The organism is Pseudarthrobacter sp. 05T312 (genome assembly GCF_056396685.1).
Genome location: NZ_JBFTLY010000001.1, coordinates 604,383 through 621,032, shown reverse-complemented (window position 1 = coordinate 621,032; position 16,650 = coordinate 604,383). Strand labels below are relative to the sequence as shown.

General features: G+C 65.1%; 14 protein-coding genes. 6 read left to right on the top strand and 8 right to left on the bottom strand.

The genetic code is table 11. The features are described 5' to 3' along the window. Positions 1-8 precede the first annotated feature (8 nt). The 3 genes from AC1DIP_RS03155 to AC1DIP_RS03145 form a co-directional block, all read right to left on the bottom strand. Positions 9-1,697 (bottom strand): peptide ABC transporter substrate-binding protein, encoded by a 1,689-nt coding sequence (locus tag AC1DIP_RS03155; protein ID WP_477732813.1) that lies wholly within the window; start codon positions 1,695-1,697, stop codon positions 9-11. Between the two features lie 275 nt (positions 1,698-1,972). After that, positions 1,973-3,727 carry an ABC transporter family substrate-binding protein gene (locus tag AC1DIP_RS03150; RefSeq protein ID WP_477732812.1) on the bottom strand — a complete coding sequence of 585 codons (1,755 nt, stop codon included), beginning with the start codon at positions 3,725-3,727 and terminating at the stop codon, positions 1,973-1,975. 66 nt (positions 3,728-3,793) lie between these two features. Then, positions 3,794-5,452, bottom strand: a complete 1,659-nt coding sequence (locus tag AC1DIP_RS03145; protein ID WP_477732811.1) for a cryptochrome/photolyase family protein — start codon at positions 5,450-5,452, stop codon at positions 3,794-3,796. A gap of 137 nt (positions 5,453-5,589) precedes the next feature. On the opposite strand from AC1DIP_RS03145, the gene AC1DIP_RS03140 reads away from it, so the two are divergent. The 3 genes from AC1DIP_RS03140 (at position 5,590) to AC1DIP_RS03130 (ending at position 8,150) form a co-directional block, all read left to right on the top strand. Beyond that, positions 5,590-6,732: an ABC transporter permease gene (locus AC1DIP_RS03140; protein ID WP_477732810.1), complete on the top strand. Its 1,143-nt coding sequence runs from the start codon at positions 5,590-5,592 to the stop codon at positions 6,730-6,732. Then, positions 6,729-7,460 (top strand): ABC transporter ATP-binding protein, encoded by a 732-nt coding sequence (locus AC1DIP_RS03135; protein ID WP_477732809.1) that lies wholly within the window; start codon positions 6,729-6,731, stop codon positions 7,458-7,460. The genes AC1DIP_RS03140 and AC1DIP_RS03135 overlap by 4 nt, the downstream gene beginning before the upstream one ends. A gap of 99 nt (positions 7,461-7,559) precedes the next feature. Beyond that, on the top strand, positions 7,560-8,150 hold the full coding sequence (locus tag AC1DIP_RS03130) for a TetR/AcrR family transcriptional regulator (protein ID WP_477732808.1): 591 nt from the start codon (positions 7,560-7,562) through the stop codon (positions 8,148-8,150). Positions 8,151-8,244: 94 nt separating this feature from the next. On the opposite strand, the gene ychF is transcribed toward AC1DIP_RS03130, so the two are convergent. Then, the gene (gene ychF, locus AC1DIP_RS03125; protein WP_476206244.1) at positions 8,245-9,330 is read right to left on the bottom strand and encodes a redox-regulated ATPase YchF; all 1,086 of its coding nucleotides are present in this window, start codon (positions 9,328-9,330) and stop codon (positions 8,245-8,247) included. A 90-nt stretch (positions 9,331-9,420) separates the two neighbouring features. Here ychF and AC1DIP_RS03120 point away from each other — a divergent pair, with 90 nt between their 5' ends. Further along, entirely contained in the window at positions 9,421-10,647 is a 1,227-nt protein-coding gene (locus AC1DIP_RS03120; protein WP_477732807.1) for a DNA recombination protein RmuC, read from the top strand. Positions 10,648-10,725: 78 nt separating this feature from the next. Here AC1DIP_RS03120 and AC1DIP_RS03115 read toward each other — a convergent pair whose 3' ends face one another. Further along, entirely contained in the window at positions 10,726-11,805 is a 1,080-nt protein-coding gene (locus AC1DIP_RS03115; RefSeq protein WP_477732806.1) for a 4-hydroxy-3-methylbut-2-enyl diphosphate reductase, read from the bottom strand. 9 nt (positions 11,806-11,814) lie between these two features. Continuing rightward, positions 11,815-12,663 carry a hypothetical protein gene (locus AC1DIP_RS03110; RefSeq protein ID WP_477732805.1) on the bottom strand — a complete coding sequence of 283 codons (849 nt, stop codon included), beginning with the start codon at positions 12,661-12,663 and terminating at the stop codon, positions 11,815-11,817. 162 nt (positions 12,664-12,825) lie between these two features. Between AC1DIP_RS03110 and xseA the strand changes: the two genes are divergently transcribed. Together xseA and AC1DIP_RS03100 are read left to right on the top strand one after the other, a co-directional pair. Continuing rightward, positions 12,826-14,178 carry an exodeoxyribonuclease VII large subunit gene (gene xseA / locus AC1DIP_RS03105; RefSeq protein WP_477732804.1) on the top strand — a complete coding sequence of 451 codons (1,353 nt, stop codon included), beginning with the start codon at positions 12,826-12,828 and terminating at the stop codon, positions 14,176-14,178. Further along, positions 14,175-14,393 (top strand): exodeoxyribonuclease VII small subunit, encoded by a 219-nt coding sequence (locus AC1DIP_RS03100; protein ID WP_477732803.1) that lies wholly within the window; start codon positions 14,175-14,177, stop codon positions 14,391-14,393. The genes xseA and AC1DIP_RS03100 overlap by 4 nt, the downstream gene beginning before the upstream one ends. A gap of 45 nt (positions 14,394-14,438) precedes the next feature. Here AC1DIP_RS03100 and AC1DIP_RS03095 read toward each other — a convergent pair whose 3' ends face one another. Continuing rightward, complete coding sequence (locus AC1DIP_RS03095; RefSeq protein ID WP_477732802.1) at positions 14,439-15,293, bottom strand: PPK2 family polyphosphate kinase; 855 nt, start codon at positions 15,291-15,293, stop codon at positions 14,439-14,441. Positions 15,294-15,344: 51 nt separating this feature from the next. Continuing rightward, a complete protein-coding gene (locus AC1DIP_RS03090; protein WP_477732801.1) occupies positions 15,345-16,565 on the bottom strand; it encodes a pyridoxal phosphate-dependent aminotransferase in 1,221 nt (406 codons plus the stop codon). Positions 16,566-16,650 lie beyond the last annotated feature (85 nt).

The window sequence follows — 16,650 nt, the reverse complement described above, 5'->3', positions numbered from 1 at the left end:
ATCTGGGCCTACTTGGCGGTGATGCCGTAGTAGAGAATTTCACCATTCCAGCCGGTCTCGGCCTTCGTGATGTTGTTGCTCCACACGATCGGACGTGCCTGGTCCCACAGCGGCAGGCCGGGCAGGTCCTGGAACAGGATCTCCTGTGCCTGGTTGAACTTGGCGTTTGCCTCGTCGGTGGTCTTGCTGGCAAGGCCTTCCTTGAGGAGCTTGTCGAACTCGGGGTTCGAGTACTTCTCGTAGTTCGACGGAGCGTCCGTGGCCCAAACCGGACCCAGGAAGTTGTAGAGCGACGGGTAGTCACCCTGCCAACCGGAGCGGGTCAGACCCGGAAGCTGCTGGGACTTGCGCAGGTTCAGGACTTCGGCGAACTTGGCGAAGGGCTGGATTTCAGCCTGGATGCCGAGGTTGTTCTTGAAGCCGTTGGTCACGGCGTCGATCCATTCCTTGTTGCCGCCGTCGGTGTTGGAGGCGATCTGGAGCGGCTTGGAATCGTCGTACGGCTTGATCTTGTTGGCCTGGTCCCACAGGTCCTTTGCCTTGGCGGCGTCGAACTTCAGGACTTCGCTGCCCTTGAGGCCTTCCTTGAAGCCATCGATGACCGGCGGCGCGAACGCCTTGGCCGGGGTACGGGTGCCGTTGAAGACCACCTTGGCGATTTCCTCGCGGTTGATGGCATAGGACAGTGCCTGGCGGCGCAGCTTGCCGGCTTCACCCTGGAAGTTCGGGTTGTAACCCGGGATGTTCAGCGTGGAGTCGGTGGCAACAGCCTTGGTGGCGTTGCGGTCCGGGAAGTCGTTGACGTAGGTCTTCAGGGCGTTGGACGGCAGGACGTCAGTGATGTCCAGGTTGTCCGACTGCAGGTCCGTGTATGCGGGGCCCGGATCGGTGTAGAACTTGAAGGTCACGCCACCGTTCTTGGCGGGTCGGGTGCCGTTGTAGTCGGCGTTCTTCACCAGGGAGATGGACTGATCGTGGACCCAGGCGCCCTGCTTCTCGAACTTGTAGGGACCGTTGCCCACGGGGTTCTCGCCGTAGGTCTTGGGGTCTGCCAGTGCTGCCGAGGGCATGGGGTAGAAGGCGGAGTAACCAAGGCGCAGGGACCAGTCGGCCTCCGGCTGGGCGAGCTTGACCGTGATGGTCGAGTCATCCGTCGCCTTCAGGCCCGACATGGTGTCGGCCGTAGGCGCGGGAGTCGTGGTCTTCTTGCCGTCCGCACCTGTCGATGACGTTACCGCGGATACTTCCGGGTAGCCCTCGATGGACTCAAAGAAGAAGCCATTCTGCTGCAGGTTCTTCGAGTTGGCGGCGAAGTTCCAGGAGTCGACGAAGGTCTTGGCCGTGATGGCCTCACCGTTGGTGAACTTCTGGCCCTGCTTGACCTTGATGGTCCAGTTCTGCGCGTCGGGCGACTCGATGGATTCGGCCAGCGCGTTGACCGCCTTGCCGTTCGCGTCGTAGCTGCGGAGACCTTCGAAGAGCAGGTTGACGACGCGGCCGCCATAAACCTCTCCGGTGTTTGCCGGCAGCAACGGGTTTTGTGGCTCGTTGCTGTAGGCGGTGATGACCTTGTTCGGATCGCCAGCTGCACTGCTGGATCCGTCGGTGCTGCCGCCGCCGCCGGCGCCGCACCCGGTCAGGGCAAGCGCGGCGATTGCCACGATGCCCAGTGCTTTGGAAGTGCGCGTAAAACGCATTCCGCCTCCTATGAGTTGTGGGAGAGATATAGGGGAATCTTGTGCTTCCCCGCAGGCCGAAGCAGCTCACCGCTGTGACGGAACCTACACAATACGAGTTAGCCTAACCGCACGCAGTCCAGATATTGGTACTCCGTTGCCAAACCGTGACCGGCGCAGTGCAATGCCCCCGTCAGGTGTGGATAGTTAGGCACGTCACATGCTACTCGGCGGTAGGCTGGACGGCGAATCGACGCCGCAAGTGCCAAAGGACCCCACACCAGGCGGGGCTGCGCCTAGGACAGCCGCCACTCCCACACGTTCCACCAGACGCCCAGCGGACCAGGGCTGGTCTTCACGCCGGCGACCCTGGAGCTGAAGGCCGTGGTACCCAGGGTTTGGTAGAGCGGCAGCCCGTAGGCGTCCTCCCACACGTGCTTATCAATCTCGGCCAGGAGTTCGTCCTGCTTGCCCAGGTCCGTCGTGGCGGAGAGCTGCTCCATGATCTTGTCCGCGTCGCCGTCGGAATAGCCCGTGAAGTTGCTGCCCGCCCCGGCGCGGAAGATCTGCGGCACCCTGCTGACGCCTACCTCGGTCCCGATCCACCCTGAGATGGCTGCCTCATAGCCACCCCGGCTCAACGCCGCGGCCCACTCGGTGCTTGCCAGCCCGCCGTCGACCACCCTGAATCCTGCCAGCGCGGCTGAATCGCGGATCAAACCGTAGGCCTTGGCCCGGTTCGGATTGTCGCGGTTGTAGAGGATGCGGACGCTGGGAGTTGCGCCATTCAGGAGCTTCTTTGCCCCATCGATGTCCACCTTGGCGTAGTCGGCAGACCCGTTGTTCTTCACGGTGTCGTCGTACTTGGGCTGCCCGGAGAGGAACACCTGGGAATCGAGCGGCTTGGTGTCCTGGGTTCCCACCACGGCATCAACGATCGCCTGCCGGGGCACGGTCTTCAGGAAGGCCTCCCTGACATCCTTGTCGGAGAACACCCCGGTGAAGTTCAGGTCAAGGTGGTCATAGCCGGACTGCTTGTAGCGCTGAACGGTGATGCCCTGGCTGGAGAGGCCGCTGAGGAGGCTGTCAGTTGATGCTGAGGGCTGGGGCGAGATGATGTCTGCCTGGCCGCTGCGCAGGGCTTCGACTGCTGCCGGCACGGCCCCTGTGAACCTGACGTTGATCTCATCGAGCCAGGGTTCGGCGCCCCACACGTAGTCCTTGTTCCGGACCAGTTTCATGGAGACACCCGGAACGATGTCGCGGACAATGTAGGGGCCGCTGGAGAGGTAGAGCGCGGGGTCGTCGGGAACGGATTTCGTGTCAAACCCGGTGTTCCAGAAGTCACTGACCCTTTTGAGGGCGGGGTGGGACGCGGGCTTTTCCGGGTTGCCCCGCGGCGTGTCCTTGAGGAGCTTGACCAGGTCTTCTTCGTCGTTGAGTCCACTTTTTGCAGCGACGACGTGGGCCGGGAGTCCGACGTCGAACGCCACTTCCCAGTCAGCGTAGGGCGCGGCGTACTCAATAGTGATGGACCGGCCGTCCGAACCGATCTCGGGGAACAGCGTGCCCGCCAGGCCTGTGGTGTCCGAGGCGACGGAAAAGTATTTGGTGCCCTTACCGGCGGCGGGATCGACGTCGTCGAAATACCCCGATCCTGCAGCCCAGGCCAGCAGGAGGTCTGCCGCGCCGATCGGGGCCCCGTCTGACCACTTCACGCCCTCGTTGACCGTGTATTTCACTTTCAGGGGCTGGTCAGAGACCTTCTCGAAGTGCCCGAACTTATCATTGCGGACCACTTTGGAGCTGTCGTCCAGATAGTAGAAGCCGGAGTGCGTGATGGCACCGATCTTGGAATTGATGTCGGTATTGCCCGCGGCGCTGTAGGGGTTGAATGAGGAGAACGCATTGACTTCGGCCACGGTGACGCTGCCGCCGCGCTTCGCCTCCCCCACCACCACGGACGGGGCGCTGCCTCCCGAACATCCGGACAGGACCATGGCTGCCGCCAAAGCGGCGGTGACCAACTGCATCAGACGCCTGACCGGCATGCCGTCTCCTTGTGGTTTTTCCCTCTCCGGAGGGGACTGGGGCCGCTGCGATCGCGCCCTGCATACTCAGGATACTTGGTGCTGTGGCCCGGTAGCCTGATCCGCACCCCCTCCGGTTGCAGGAGGGGGCCCCTGCAGCAACCTGTCCGCACCGGGCCGGGTGAGCAGCGCGCGGGCCCTTCGCCGGTGGCCTTCCCGCACGCCGGGCTCCATCCGGTCAAGGAGGGAAACGATCATCCGCGAGCGCGGGTTCCGCTCAAAAACCGGGCGGTGGTCCTGTACGTAGGTCCAGTACAGCGCATCCCAGTCAGGCATCCACTCCCCCGGCGGCAGATCGGACATTTTCCGCAGGTAGTTGCTGCCCGACACATAGGGCTTTGTGGTGATGTCCGCCCCGGCGGCAAATTGGCTCATGGCGTAGACGTTGGGCACCATCACCCAGTCGTAGGCATCGATGAACATTTCCATGAACCACTCATAGACGTCATCAGGATGGATCCGGAGCAGGGACATGGCGTTGCCCAGCACCATGAGCCGTTCGATGTGGTGCGCATACCCCGTGGCCAGTACGCGGGATATCACCAGGTCCACAGGCGGCAACCCCGTACTTGCGTCCCACCAACCGGATCCCAGCTGGTTCCGGTGGTTGAGCAGGTTGGCTGTGCGCATCCGGCGTCCGCGCAGCCGATACGTTGCGCGCATGTACTCCCGCCAGCCGATGACCTGGCGCACAAAGCCCTCAAGGGAGGCCAGCGGAGTATTCTCATCCGCTCCGGCCAGGACTGCCTGCAGGATATCGCCCGGGTTCAGAAGGCCGATGTTGAGCCCGGGGGTCAGCAGTCCGTGGTTGACGAATGGATGCGCGGCGGAAATCGCATCCTCGTAGGGGCCGAAGCCCGCGAGGCGTTCTGCGACAAACTCCTGCAGGTGCCTTTGAGCCTCTTCCGCGGTGGTCGGCCAGGCGAAAAGGTGGGGGTCTCCAGGGGCATCCGGAAACTCCGTGGCGACCCAGGCGATGGCGGTTTCGACGTCGCCCGCGGCCTCGCAGCCGGGCTCCTTTCCCTGCCCGCCGCCCGGCAATGACAGCGCATCCAGGTTGAACGTCCCTTCCTCCTGGAGCAGGGGGTGGCCCCGGAACCTGCCGACAACGGGAGGGGTGTAGCCACGGGGAAGCTTCCTGCGGTTGTCCGTGTCGAATGACCACTTCCCGCCGATGGGGGCGCCGTTGTCCACCAGGATGTCCAACCGCCGTCGCTGCCAGACGTGGAAGTCATGCATCCGGGCCGGATTGCCGGCGAACCAGTCATCCAGCTGCGCCCGCGACGTGAGGAAGTTCGGTGTCTCAAGCACGTCCTGGCTGCGCATCTTGTAGCCGCCATCGTTGAGCCCGGCTTCGAGGTCCTTCTCAAGCCAGTCATCGACGACGTCAAACCAGGTCACGGCCCGGGGGCGGCGCTGCCGGATGACGTCAGCCAGCTGGACACGTGACGTCCTCGCCGGGTCGCTGTGGAGGACAACCACGTCGTGCCCGAGGGCACGCAGGCGGCGGGCAAAACCAGCCATCGAGGCCCGGTGCAGGACCAGCTTGTGCGAATGGAACCGGTACTGGCGGAAGTAGAGGTCGTGCTCGATGAGCACAAAGACCGTGTCCTGGTCTGCACCGGCCCGCTGCTGCTCAAAGAGCTGGTGGGGCAGGACGAGGCGCACGAGCGGGCCGGCAGTCATACCGCAACCCAATGGCAGGTCCCACCGGCAGGCCCGGACGAGGGGGCGGCCGATTTGAAAGTTGTCCGTCTTGCTGACATTCTGTCAGGAAGATGCTGACGCCATGTCAGTATCATCCCCTACCTAGGACAAACACAATGTTTCTTGCACTCCGCGAACTGACCTTCGCGCGTGGCCGCTTCAGCCTGATGGGCGGTGTCATAGCGCTCATCGCCGTCCTGATGGTGATGCTCTCCGGCCTGTCCTCGGGGCTCGTCAACGATGGCGTGTCCGGCCTCAAATCGATGCCGGTGACAGCCTTCGCCTTCGACCAGGGCACCAAAACCGACAATGCGTTCTCCCGCTCCGTGGTCGATGACCGGCAGCCCAACTCCTGGCGCGGCGCAGAGGGCGTAGCCGCGGCCGAAAAGATGGGCGTCGGCATGGCCAATGCCACCACCGATTCCGGCAAGCAGGTCGACCTCACGCTTTTCGGCATCGAGCCGGGCTCGTTCCTGGAACCTTCCCGCTCCGCAGGAATCGGCCTCGGCGAGCCCGACGGCATTGTCGTCTCCTCGACGGCAAAGGCTGAAGGCATCGACCTCGGTACGGTCGTGACGCTGGACCGGATCGGCACGAAGCTCAGGGTGGTTGGCTTCACCGAAGGACAGTCCACGTTCGGCCACGTCGACGTGGCCTACCTGCCGCTGAAGACCTGGCAGCTGATCGCCTCAGGCCAGGCGGCCCCGGGCAGTCCGAATGCGGCACAGTTGTCCGCACTGGCCTTTGATACCGCCAGCGTGGTCGCCGTCGAGGCGAAACCCGGCACCAAACTGGACCTGGCCGCCGGCGACACGGCCGCCGGCACCTCCAGCAAATCCCTGTCCGCCGCCTTCAATGCATCTCCGGGCTACGAGGCCGAGACCATGACCCTGAGCATGATCCAGGTCTTCCTCTACGCAATCTGCGCCCTGGTTGTCGGTGCGTTCTTCACCGTGTGGACCATTCAGCGCAAGCACGAAATCGCGGTCCTGCGGGCCATCGGCGCCTCCACCGGCTACCTGCTTCGGGATGGCCTGGCCCAGGCCGCCGTCCTGCTGGTGGGATTCACCGTCCTCGGCGTAGCCGCGGGCCTGGGACTGGGCGCAGCAATGCCCGACGCCATGCCTTTCGCCCTTGAGGCCGCGCCGATCGCCATCGCCACTGCCCTCACCATTGGCCTTGGCCTGATCGGTGCAGCCGTGGCTGTGATCCGAATTTCCCGCATCGACCCGCTCAACGCCCTTGGAGGACAGCGATGACCAACCCCAGCTTCACCCGTGCCGCAGCCGGCCCCGCCGCCGCGCCCCGAACCACCGGTTTGTCCATCCGCAATGCGGTGATGGAACTCGGCGACGGCGACACCAAGGTGACAGCCCTGGATGACGTCAGCCTCGATGTGGCGCCGGGGGAACTCCTCGCGATCGTCGGTCCGTCCGGTTCCGGCAAGTCCTCCCTGCTTGCCGTTGCAGGCGCCCTCGCCTCACCGGATTCGGGAACGGTCAGCGTCCAGGGACAGGACCTTTCCCAACTAAGCAAAGGCAAACTTGCTGCGTTCCGGCTCGCAAACATTGGCTTCGTTTTCCAGTCCGGCAACCTCATCCCGGCCTTGACCGCTGCGGACCATCTCCGGCTGGTCAACCGCCTCGCAGGCGGGCCAAAAAAGTTCGACCCGGTCCAGCTGCTGGACTCGGTCGGCATGGCCCACCGCGCCGGCAACCGGCCCGCCCAGCTCTCCGGGGGCGAGCGCCAGCGCATCGGCATCGCGCGCGCGTTGGTCTCCGGGGCGAAGCTCCTCCTGGTGGATGAACCCACGGCTTCCCTGGACCGGGCAAGGAGCCGTGAGGTGGTGGAATTGCTTGCCCGGCAAAGCCACGACCACGGTGTCGCCACCATCATGGTGACCCACGACCACGACGTCATCGGCTATTGCGACAGCGTGGCCGAGATGGTGGATGGCCGGCTGGGGGCCCCTGCTCCGGCCCGCTAGCATCGGCTACTCCGGGCATGGCGACGGCGGCCTGCTAAACCAGGCCGCCCGTCGTCGTACCCTTGATGCGTAGGCCAGCCAGTGTCAAAGGATCCCGTCATGCCCAGAATCAGTGCCGCCACCGTCGCGGAACACCGCGCCGCGCAGGAGCGCGCACTGCTGGATGCCGCCCATGAACTCCTGCAGGAAACCTCCGAAGCGCCAACCATGGCAGAGGTAGCCTCGCGGGCAGGACTCTCGAGGCCCAGCGTCTACCAGTACTTCGACTCGCGGCAGGACCTGCTCCAGGCACTGGTCCGCGACATTTTTCCGCGCTGGACCGAGCGGGTCACCGGCGCCATGGCCGATGCCCCAACCCAGGCGGACCGGGTCCTGGCCTACGCGACGGCCAATGTGGACCTCGTTGCTGAAGGAGCGCACGCGGTGGGGGCGGCGCTGGCCGCCCTGGCCCCCGGTGCCGAACTCGACGAGCAGGCCAGCCGGATGCACCGGCAGCTCCAGGAACCGCTGATCGAAACGCTCACCGCGCTTGGCGTTGCCGGTCCGGAGTCGGTCGCGGAGATGATCAACGCCGTGGTCCATGCCGGCACCCGCATGCTCGAATCAGGCCAAACACTGGCTGAGGTCCACACCCATCTCAGGACGCTGCTCGGGCCGTTCGCGGCCGAGCGCCAAGCGGCCGGACGCTAGGCTCCTCCGCTGCGGCGGCGCGGAGCCCCGCAACAGCGATGGCCGCCAGGAACATCTGTTCCAGGCGGCCATCGCTGACTGTCAGGGGGCAGCTCTATACGTTAAAGCGGAACTCCACCACGTCGCCGTCGGCCATGACGTATTCCTTGCCTTCGATCCGGACCTTGCCGCGGGATTTCGCCTCGGCCATGGATCCGGCGTCCACAAGGTCGTCGAAGGAGACGACTTCGGCCTTGATGAAGCCGCGCTGGAAGTCGGAGTGGATGACGCCGGCTGCCTGCGGAGCCGTGTCCCCCTGGCGGATGGTCCAGGCGCGTGCTTCCTTGGGGCCTGCGGTGAGGTAGGTCTGCAGGCCCAGGGTGTGGAAGCCGACGCGTGCCAGCTGGTCCAGGCCTGATTCGTCCTGGCCGTTCATCTCGAGCATCTCGCGGGCTTCTTCCTCGTCCAGCTCCACGAGGTCGGCTTCGAGCTTGGCGTCCAGGAAGATGCAGTCTGCCGGGGCCACCATGGCGCGCAGCTCTTCCTGCTTTTCCGGGCTGCCCAGGATGCCTTCGTCGGCATTGAACACGTAGATGAAGGGCTTGGCAGTCAGCAGGCCCAGCTCCTTCAGGTGCTCCATCTCCAGTTTGTCGCTCTTGACCGAGGAAAAAATCGTGTCACCACGCTCGAGGACGGTCTGCGCGGCCTTGATGGCGGCGAGCTCGGCGGCTTCCCGCTTCTTGATCTTGACTTCTTTCTCGATGCGCGGGATGGCTTTTTCGATGGTCTGCAGGTCGGCAAGGATCAGCTCGGTGTTGATGGTCTCCATGTCGGAGCGGGGATCCACCTTGCCGTCAACGTGGATGACGTCGGGGTCGTCGAAGACGCGAACAACCTGTGCGATGGCTTCAGCCTCGCGGATATTGGCCAGGAACTGATTGCCCAGCCCCTCCCCCTCGGACGCGCCCTTTACGATGCCGGCGATGTCGACAAAGGAAACGGCGGCGGGCAGGACGCGCTGCGAGCCGAAGATCCCGGCGAGCTGCTGCAGCCTGGGGTCCGGGAGGTTCACGACGCCGACATTGGGTTCGATGGTGGCGAACGGGTAGTTCGCGGCCAGGACCTGGTTGCGGGTGAGCGCGTTGAAGAGGGTTGATTTGCCGACGTTGGGCAGTCCGACGATGCCAATAGTAAGAGCCACGAGCATTGATTCTACCCGCCGGACCCCGCGGGCCAGTACGCGGGGATGTCACTGCCCGTGATTGTCAGAGCCCCGTGCAACAGTGAAGCCATGGATGCTTTTGCCTTGATTTTGGCCCTCTTCATGCTGCTGCTGGGTGCGCTTGCCGGCGCTGCGGCCACCTACTTCTCCTTGCGCCGGAACTCGCACGCACTGGAGGCGGACTTTGACCAGGTCTCGTCCCGGCTTTCGGAGGTCACAGCACAGCTGGCAGCGGCCGACGCCGAGCGGCGGCTTTTGGCGGCACAGAACCGCGAGCTGGGCGAGGCCAGGACCCAGGACGGGAGTGTGCTGCGCGCCTTGGCGCCCGTGGCGGAGAAGCTGTCCGCCGTCCAGCAGCAGGTCGCGTTGCTGGAGCGGGACCGGGTGGAGCAGTACGGCCAACTGGCCCAGCAGCTCCAGGAGGCCCGGCTTTCCGATGAACAGCTCATCCGCTCCACCCATGCCCTGGAATCGGCGCTGCGTTCCAACAGCGCCAGGGGCCAGTGGGGCGAGGTGCAGCTCCGGCGGGTGGTGGAAGCCGCCGGGATGCTCCGTCACGTCGACTTCGTGGAGCAGGTCCACAGTGCAGGCCACGACTCAGCGGTGCGGCCGGACCTGGTGGTGCAGCTCCCGGGCGAAAAGCAGCTGGTGGTGGACGCCAAGGTGCCGTTGTCGTCCTACCTTGAAGCGCAGGAACTGGGCGCGGTGGACCCCCGCCTGGGCCCCGCCGGACCGCAGTCCGCCAATGACGGCCGCAACAGGCAGGCCCTCCTGGCGGCACACGCCAAGGCCCTCAGGGCGCACGTGGATGCGCTGGGTACCAAAAAGTACTGGGACATCCCCGGGAACTCCCCGGAACTGGTGGTCTGCTTCATCCCGGCCGAGTCCATCCTGGCGGCCGCGCTGACAGCTGACGCCGGGCTCCTGGACCACGCGTTGTCCCGCAACGTCGTCCTCGCCTCGCCGAGCACCCTGCTGGCCGTACTGAAGTCCGTGGCGTTCACCTGGCGCCAGGACGTCCTGACGGATAGTGCGCGCGAACTCTTCGAACTCGCGCGGCAGCTGTACGACCGGATGGGCACGCTGGGAGAGAACGTCACCAAGCTCGGATCCTCGCTGAAAACGTCCGTGGACCGCTACAACGCCATGGTGGGAACGCTGGAAGCCAGGGTCCTGCCCACCGCGCGGAAACTCAACAGCCTGGAGGAAACAGGCTTGGTAGCACCCCCCTTGGTGGAGGTGCAACCGCGGGCGCTCGTGGCACCCGAGCTGCAGGGCGACGGGGAAGCAGCCTGACACGGCAGCAAAAATGCAGAATGGGCCGGGCAGCCTGGTGGCTGCCCGGCCCATTCCGTTGGAATTGTGGTGCCGGTTCTAGCTGCGGGACCGTCGTCCGCCCAGGGCCCGGCTGACATCTCCGGCTTCCTTGAGGGTGGCCCGGAGCTCCTTGGGCAGCGAAAAGAGGAGGTCTTCCTCAGCCGTGACAACTTCCTCCACGGCGCCGTACCCGTAGTCGGCGAGCAGCCGCAGCACGTCCTGCACCAGGACCTCGGGAACGGACGCCCCGGAGGTAACGCCCACGGTGGCAACGCCTTCGAACCAGGCTTCGTCCACCTCGTTGGCGAAGTCCACCCGGTAGGACGCCTTGGCGCCGTATTCAAGTGCGACCTCCACCAGCCGGACGGAGTTGGACGAGTTGGCCGAACCCACCACGATCACCAGGTCGGCCTTGGGCGCGATCTTCTTGATGGCCACTTGGCGGTTGGTGGTGGCGTAGCAGATGTCGTCGCTGGGTGGATCCTGCAGGGTGGGGAACCGTTCCTTGAGCAGCCGGACGGTCTCCATGGTCTCGTCCACGCTCAGCGTGGTCTGCGAGAGCCAGATGACCTTCTCAGGGTCCCGGACAGTGACCTGGTCCACTTCGTGCGGGCCGTTGATGATCTGGATGTGCTCCGGCGCTTCCCCTGAGGTGCCTTCCACTTCTTCGTGCCCGTCGTGGCCGATCAGGAGGATATCGAAATCGTCTTTGGCGAAGCGGACGGCTTCCTTGTGCACTTTGGTGACCAGGGGGCAGGTGGCATCAATGGTGCGCAGGCCCCGGGTTTCGGCGGATTCGACCACTGCCGGGGAAACGCCGTGGGCCGAGAAGATCACCAGGGCGCCCTCGGGCACCTCATCGGTTTCGTCCACGAAGATGGCGCCCTTTTCCTCCAGCGAGCTGACCACGTGGACGTTGTGGACGATTTGCTTGCGGACGTATACGGGCGGACCGTAGTGTTCCAGCGCCTTTTCGACGGCGATCACGGCACGGTCCACACCGGCGCAGTAACCGCGCGGAGCAGCCAGCAGTACCTTCTTGGTGCCGTTCACGGGGGCCGCAGCTGCTACTTCCTCCGGGGAGCGGCGCCTGCGCGGAATGGATGGCATCGAAAGGGATACAGCCGAGGTGGTCATGCCTCCATGCTACCGGCTGGCCCCAACCCGTTTCCGGGATGCGAACAACGTCACAATGCCGGCTGCCACCAGGACGCCGCCGGCGACGGCGGTCGCCGTGATCCATGTTTGGAAGTCTGCACCGGCGGCGGCAAGGAACTCGTCGCGGAACATGTTGGCTATCGCGTTGCCGGTGTCGGCGGCCTGGGCACGGGCCGAGCCCAGCTGCAAGCCAAGCCCCCACAGTCCTGCGACCGCCAGCCCGCCGAGCCCTGCGGCCAGCAGCACGGTCCAGCGGCGGCGTGCCGCTACGAGGGCCAGCAGGAATGCCACCGCCGAGCCGACGGCCAGGACGTAGCCCATGGGCGCATAGGTGGCCAGCCGCTCGGTCCATTCCCGTTGCGCGGGTTGGCCCACGTTAATCAGCGTCTGTTCCGGCGGGTTGAGGGGAAGCCGCGTGGCTCGGCTGATCTCCTCTGAGCCGAGGGCTACCAAGGGGGCGACGTCGAGGGTCAGCGACGAGGCCGAGGCGCCATCCTGTGCCGCGGCGGGGTCGGCGAAGCTGAGGCGGTGGCTCCGGCGAAGGGTCTCCTCCCAGGCTGCCGGATAGCCGGGGAGGCCTGCCAGCGATTCCGCCGCTTTCTCGAGCATCGGTTCCACCAGTCCCGAGAGGAAACCGGGAACAGATCCGGTATCGATCGTCCCCACCGCCGCCGCGGCCAGCTTCCGTTGGAATTCCGGGTCCTTGCCGAGCGGAGCAGCAAGCCGGACAAATCCATCCTCCTGGACGATGTTGCGGTCCACCCAGATGGCGGGAACGGCTACGGCAGCCAGGAGGATACCCAGCACGGTGGCGAGGGCAGAAACAAAAGTGCGCACAACAGGTCCTTCGGGGTTGGGGGCCTCAACCCATCCTAGGCAGGGTGGCGGCGCTGTTCCTGTCAGCCCCCGGTGCTACACCTTATGGATAAGGTTGATTGACCGCTCCCGACAGATAAAAGGACCGCATGCCCGCAGCACCAGCCTCCCAACGGCGTCCGCATGTCTGACCAGGCCTCCCTTCCAGGCACTGCACCCACTACCTTGCCTGCCACCGCAGCAGAAACCAGTCCGGACAACCCGTGGCCGCTGCAGCTCCTCTCTCAGAAGCTGAAAGCCCACATCGACCGGACCCCGTCGGCGTGGGTGGAAGGGCAGGTCATTGAGCTGAACCGGCGCGGCACCAACGCCTACATCACGCTTCGCGATGTGGATGCCGAGGTGTCCCTTCCCGCTTCGGTCTGGACCAAGGTCCTGGAGCGCCAGAACCTTCCACTGGAGCGGGGTTCGCGGGTCGTGGCGCTGCTGAAGCCGGAATTTTGGCTGAAAACCGGCCGGCTGAACATGCAGGTCCGGGACATCCGGCCGGTCGGCCTGGGTGACCTGCTGGCCCGGATTGAGCGGCTGCGCCAGGCACTGGCGGCGGAGGGTCTGTTCGCGGACTCCCGCAAGAAGCGGCTGCCCCTGCTGCCACACCGCATCGGCCTGATTACGGGACGGGACTCAGACGCCAAGAAGGACATCCTCCGCAACGCGGCACTGCGGTGGCCGGCGGTGGAGTTCGAGATCCGTGAGGTTGCCGTCCAGGGCAACACGGCAGTGGCCCAGGTGGTCCGCGCCCTGCGGGAACTGGATGCCCGGCCAGAGGTCGACGTCATCGTCATCGCGCGCGGAGGCGGGGCACTCGAAGACCTCCTGCCCTTCAACAGCGAGGACCTCATCCGCGCGGTGGCAGCGGCCGAAACACCGGTGGTGAGCGCTATTGGCCACGAGGCCGACCGCCCGCTGCTGGACTACGTTGCCGATCTCCGCGCCTCAACGCCCACGGATGCCGCCAAGCGGATCGTTCCTGAGGTGTCCGAGGAGCTCGCCGGCGTGCGCCAGGCGCGGGAACAGCTGCGGCGCTCCATGGAACGGATGATAGACCGGGAGCGGGACCGGCTGGCGGCACTGCATTCACGGCCAGTCATGGCGGCGCCTGAGGGCATGGTCTCCGTCCGGGCGGAGGAAATCGAGCGCCTGCTGCGGCGTTCCTCCGCCGCCGTGAACTCAACCGTGGTGCGGGCAGCAGACCAGCTCCAGCACCTGAAGGCCCAGGTGCGCGCGCTCTCACCGCAGAAGACCCTCGACCGGGGGTACGCCGTCGTCGAACTCGCCGGGGACCAGGCCGCCCGGATCGCCGAAGCCGGCCACGCCGTGGTCCGCAGGCCCGCCGAAGCGCCGGCGGGCACCCCCCTGTCCATCCGCGTGGCGGAGGGCCGCTTCGGCGCCACCTCCGACGGGCCCGCGCAGCCCACCGGTGCACTGCACCCGGGAGACCCAGACCAGCACCAGGAAGTGGAAGAGAACGCATGACTGAACAGAAGCCCGAACCAGAAGTTGCAGCGCTGAGCTACGAGGACGCCAGGGAGCAGCTCATCGCCGTGGTGGGCAGGCTTGAAGCGGGCGGAGCAAGCCTGGAGGAATCCCTGGCGCTGTGGGAGCGCGGCGAGGCATTGGCCGCGCGGTGCGAGGAGTGGCTCGAGGGCGCAAGGAAGCGGTTGGCCGCTGCCCGCGACCAGCCGCTCTAGGCTGGCTGCAGAACCTGGCATACTGTTCCGGCCCCAGGGCCCGGGTCACGAACGGGCGACGAGTTCCTTTTCAATGTCGACGTCGAATTCGGCTTTGGGCCACTCCAGGCGGAAATCGGACAGCGCCGACATCACCAGTTGCTGCACGGCGATGCGGGCGAACCATTTTTTGTTGGCCGGAACCACGTACCACGGGGCAATCCCTGAGCTGGTCTCGTCGAAGGCGGCCTGGTAGGCGGCCATGTAGTCATCCCAGAAGGCGCGTTCCTTCAAGTCGCCGCTGCTGTATTTCCAGTGCTTGGCAGGGTTGTCCAGGCGGGCCAGCAGCCGGGATTTCTGCTCATCCTTGCTGATGTTGAGCATCACTTTGATGATCTTGGTACCGGCGTCGGTCTGGCGGGCCTCGAATTCATTGATGGCCCGGTAGCGCCGGCTGATTTCTTCCGGGGTGGCCCAGTTGTGCACGCGGTGGATGAGGACGTCCTCGTAATGGGAGCGGTCGAAAATCCCCACCATGCCGGCGGCGGGGACCTCCTTCTCGATGCGCCACAGGAAGTCGTAGGACTTCTCCTGCTCGGTGGGAGCCTTGAAGGCCTTGAACTGGACGCCCTGGGGGTCCATGGTGGCCATGACGTGGTTGACGATTCCGCCTTTGCCCGCCGTGTCCATCGCCTGCAGGACCAGGAGGATCCGTTTCTTTCCGCCGGCCCGTGATTCGGCGAACAGCTGTTCCTGCATCCCGGAGAGCTTTCCGTCCATCTCAAGCAGCAAGGCTTCGCCGTCAGCCTTGTTGCCGCTATAGCCCGGGGTGGCATCCGGATCCACCGAGGCCAGGGAGAATCCCTTGTCAACGCGCAGCGTGTCAGTGGGATGCTGGTCGAAGCCAACGACGCGGGCCATGGGGTTCCTCTCCGCAGGGGATACACGGGCCCGGTGGCCCGTGAGCACAGGCTAGTTCCCCTGGTACCTGCTTAGGAAGTCCCCCATGCGCCCAATGGCTTCTTCAATGTCCTTCACGTTGGGCAGCGTCACCATGCGGAAGTGGTCCGGGCGCACCCAGTTGAAGGCCCGGCCGTGGGATACCAGGATCTTCTGTTCCCTCAGGAGGTCGAGGACAAACTTCTCATCGTCCCGGATGTGGTAAACCTCAGGGTCCAGCCGGGGGAAGAGGTACAGGGCGCCTTTCGCCTGCTGCGTGCTGACGCCGGGAATGGCATTGAGCATGTCGTAGGCCTTATTGCGCTGCTCCAGCAGCCGGCCGCCCGGGAGAATGAGGTCATTGATGCTCTGGTAGCCGCCGAGCGCGGTTTGGATGGCGTGCTGGGCCGGGACATTGGCGCACAGGCGCATGTTGGCCAGCAGGTTGATGCCTTCAAGGTAGTCGGCGGCGTCCTTCTTGGGTCCTGAAATGGCCATCCAGCCTGCCCGGTAGCCGCAGACCCGGTAGGCCTTGGACAACCCGCTGAAAGTCAGGCACAGGACGTGGTCGCCGGTGAGCCCGGCGAGGTTTATGTGGACAGCGTCCTCGTAAAGGATCTTTTCGTAGATCTCGTCGGCGAAGATCACGAGGCCGTGCTTCTCGGCGAGGGCCACGATGCGCTTCAGGGTCTTTTCGGGGTAGACGGCGCCGGTGGGGTTGTTGGGGTTGATGACCACGATGCCCTTGGTGCGGGGCGTGATCTTCGCTTCCATATCCTCCAGGTCGGGCTGCCAGCCGGACTCTTCATCGCAGAGGTAGTGCACCGGCTTGCCGCCGGCGAGCGCCACGGATGCCGTCCAGAGCGGGTAATCCGGTGTGGGGATGAGCACTTCGTCGCCTGAATCGAGCAGCGCCATCAGGGACATGGTGATGAGCTCGCTGACGCCGTTGCCCAGATAGATGTCGTCAACGTGGATGTTCTGGATACCGCGGGTCTGGTAGTACTGCGAGACGGCGGTGCGGGCAGAAAAGATGCCGCGGGAATCGCTGTAGCCCTGGGCGTGGGGCAGGTGGCGGATCATGTCCACCAGGATGGCGTCCGGCGCCTCGAACCCGAACGGCGCGGGGTTGCCGATGTTCAGCTTGAGGATCCGGTGGCCCTCCGCCTCCATCTGCTGGGCGGCTTCGAGGATTGGTCCACGGATGTCGTAAAGGACGTTATTGAGCTTCGTGGACTGCCTGAATTCTGCCATCCCTCAAATATGCCACAGGAAGGATGAATGGCTGTTGAGACTTCCGCCACACGGCCGACGGCGGCTGCCAGACCTTCGAAAGTCC

Excerpts from the sequence above, each read along its gene's own strand:
- AC1DIP_RS03135 (WP_477732809.1), top strand. The coding sequence starts at position 6,729 with ATGACCAACCCCAGCTTCACCCGTGCCGCAGCCGGCCCCGCCGCCGCG.
- AC1DIP_RS03140 (WP_477732810.1), top strand. The coding sequence starts at position 5,590 with ATGTTTCTTGCACTCCGCGAACTGACCTTCGCGCGTGGCCGCTTCAGC.
- AC1DIP_RS03145 (WP_477732811.1), bottom strand. The coding sequence starts at position 5,452 with ATGACTGCCGGCCCGCTCGTGCGCCTCGTCCTGCCCCACCAGCTCTTT.
- AC1DIP_RS03095 (WP_477732802.1), bottom strand. The coding sequence starts at position 15,293 with ATGGCCCGCGTCGTTGGCTTCGACCAGCATCCCACTGACACGCTGCGC.
- AC1DIP_RS03120 (WP_477732807.1), top strand. The coding sequence starts at position 9,421 with ATGGATGCTTTTGCCTTGATTTTGGCCCTCTTCATGCTGCTGCTGGGT.
- AC1DIP_RS03150 (WP_477732812.1), bottom strand. The coding sequence starts at position 3,727 with ATGCCGGTCAGGCGTCTGATGCAGTTGGTCACCGCCGCTTTGGCGGCA.
- AC1DIP_RS03115 (WP_477732806.1), bottom strand. The coding sequence starts at position 11,805 with ATGACCACCTCGGCTGTATCCCTTTCGATGCCATCCATTCCGCGCAGG.
- AC1DIP_RS03130 (WP_477732808.1), top strand. The coding sequence starts at position 7,560 with ATGCCCAGAATCAGTGCCGCCACCGTCGCGGAACACCGCGCCGCGCAG.
- AC1DIP_RS03090 (WP_477732801.1), bottom strand. The coding sequence starts at position 16,565 with ATGGCAGAATTCAGGCAGTCCACGAAGCTCAATAACGTCCTTTACGAC.
- AC1DIP_RS03100 (WP_477732803.1), top strand. The coding sequence starts at position 14,175 with ATGACTGAACAGAAGCCCGAACCAGAAGTTGCAGCGCTGAGCTACGAG.
- xseA (WP_477732804.1), top strand. The coding sequence starts at position 12,826 with ATGTCTGACCAGGCCTCCCTTCCAGGCACTGCACCCACTACCTTGCCT.
- AC1DIP_RS03155 (WP_477732813.1), bottom strand. The coding sequence starts at position 1,697 with ATGCGTTTTACGCGCACTTCCAAAGCACTGGGCATCGTGGCAATCGCC.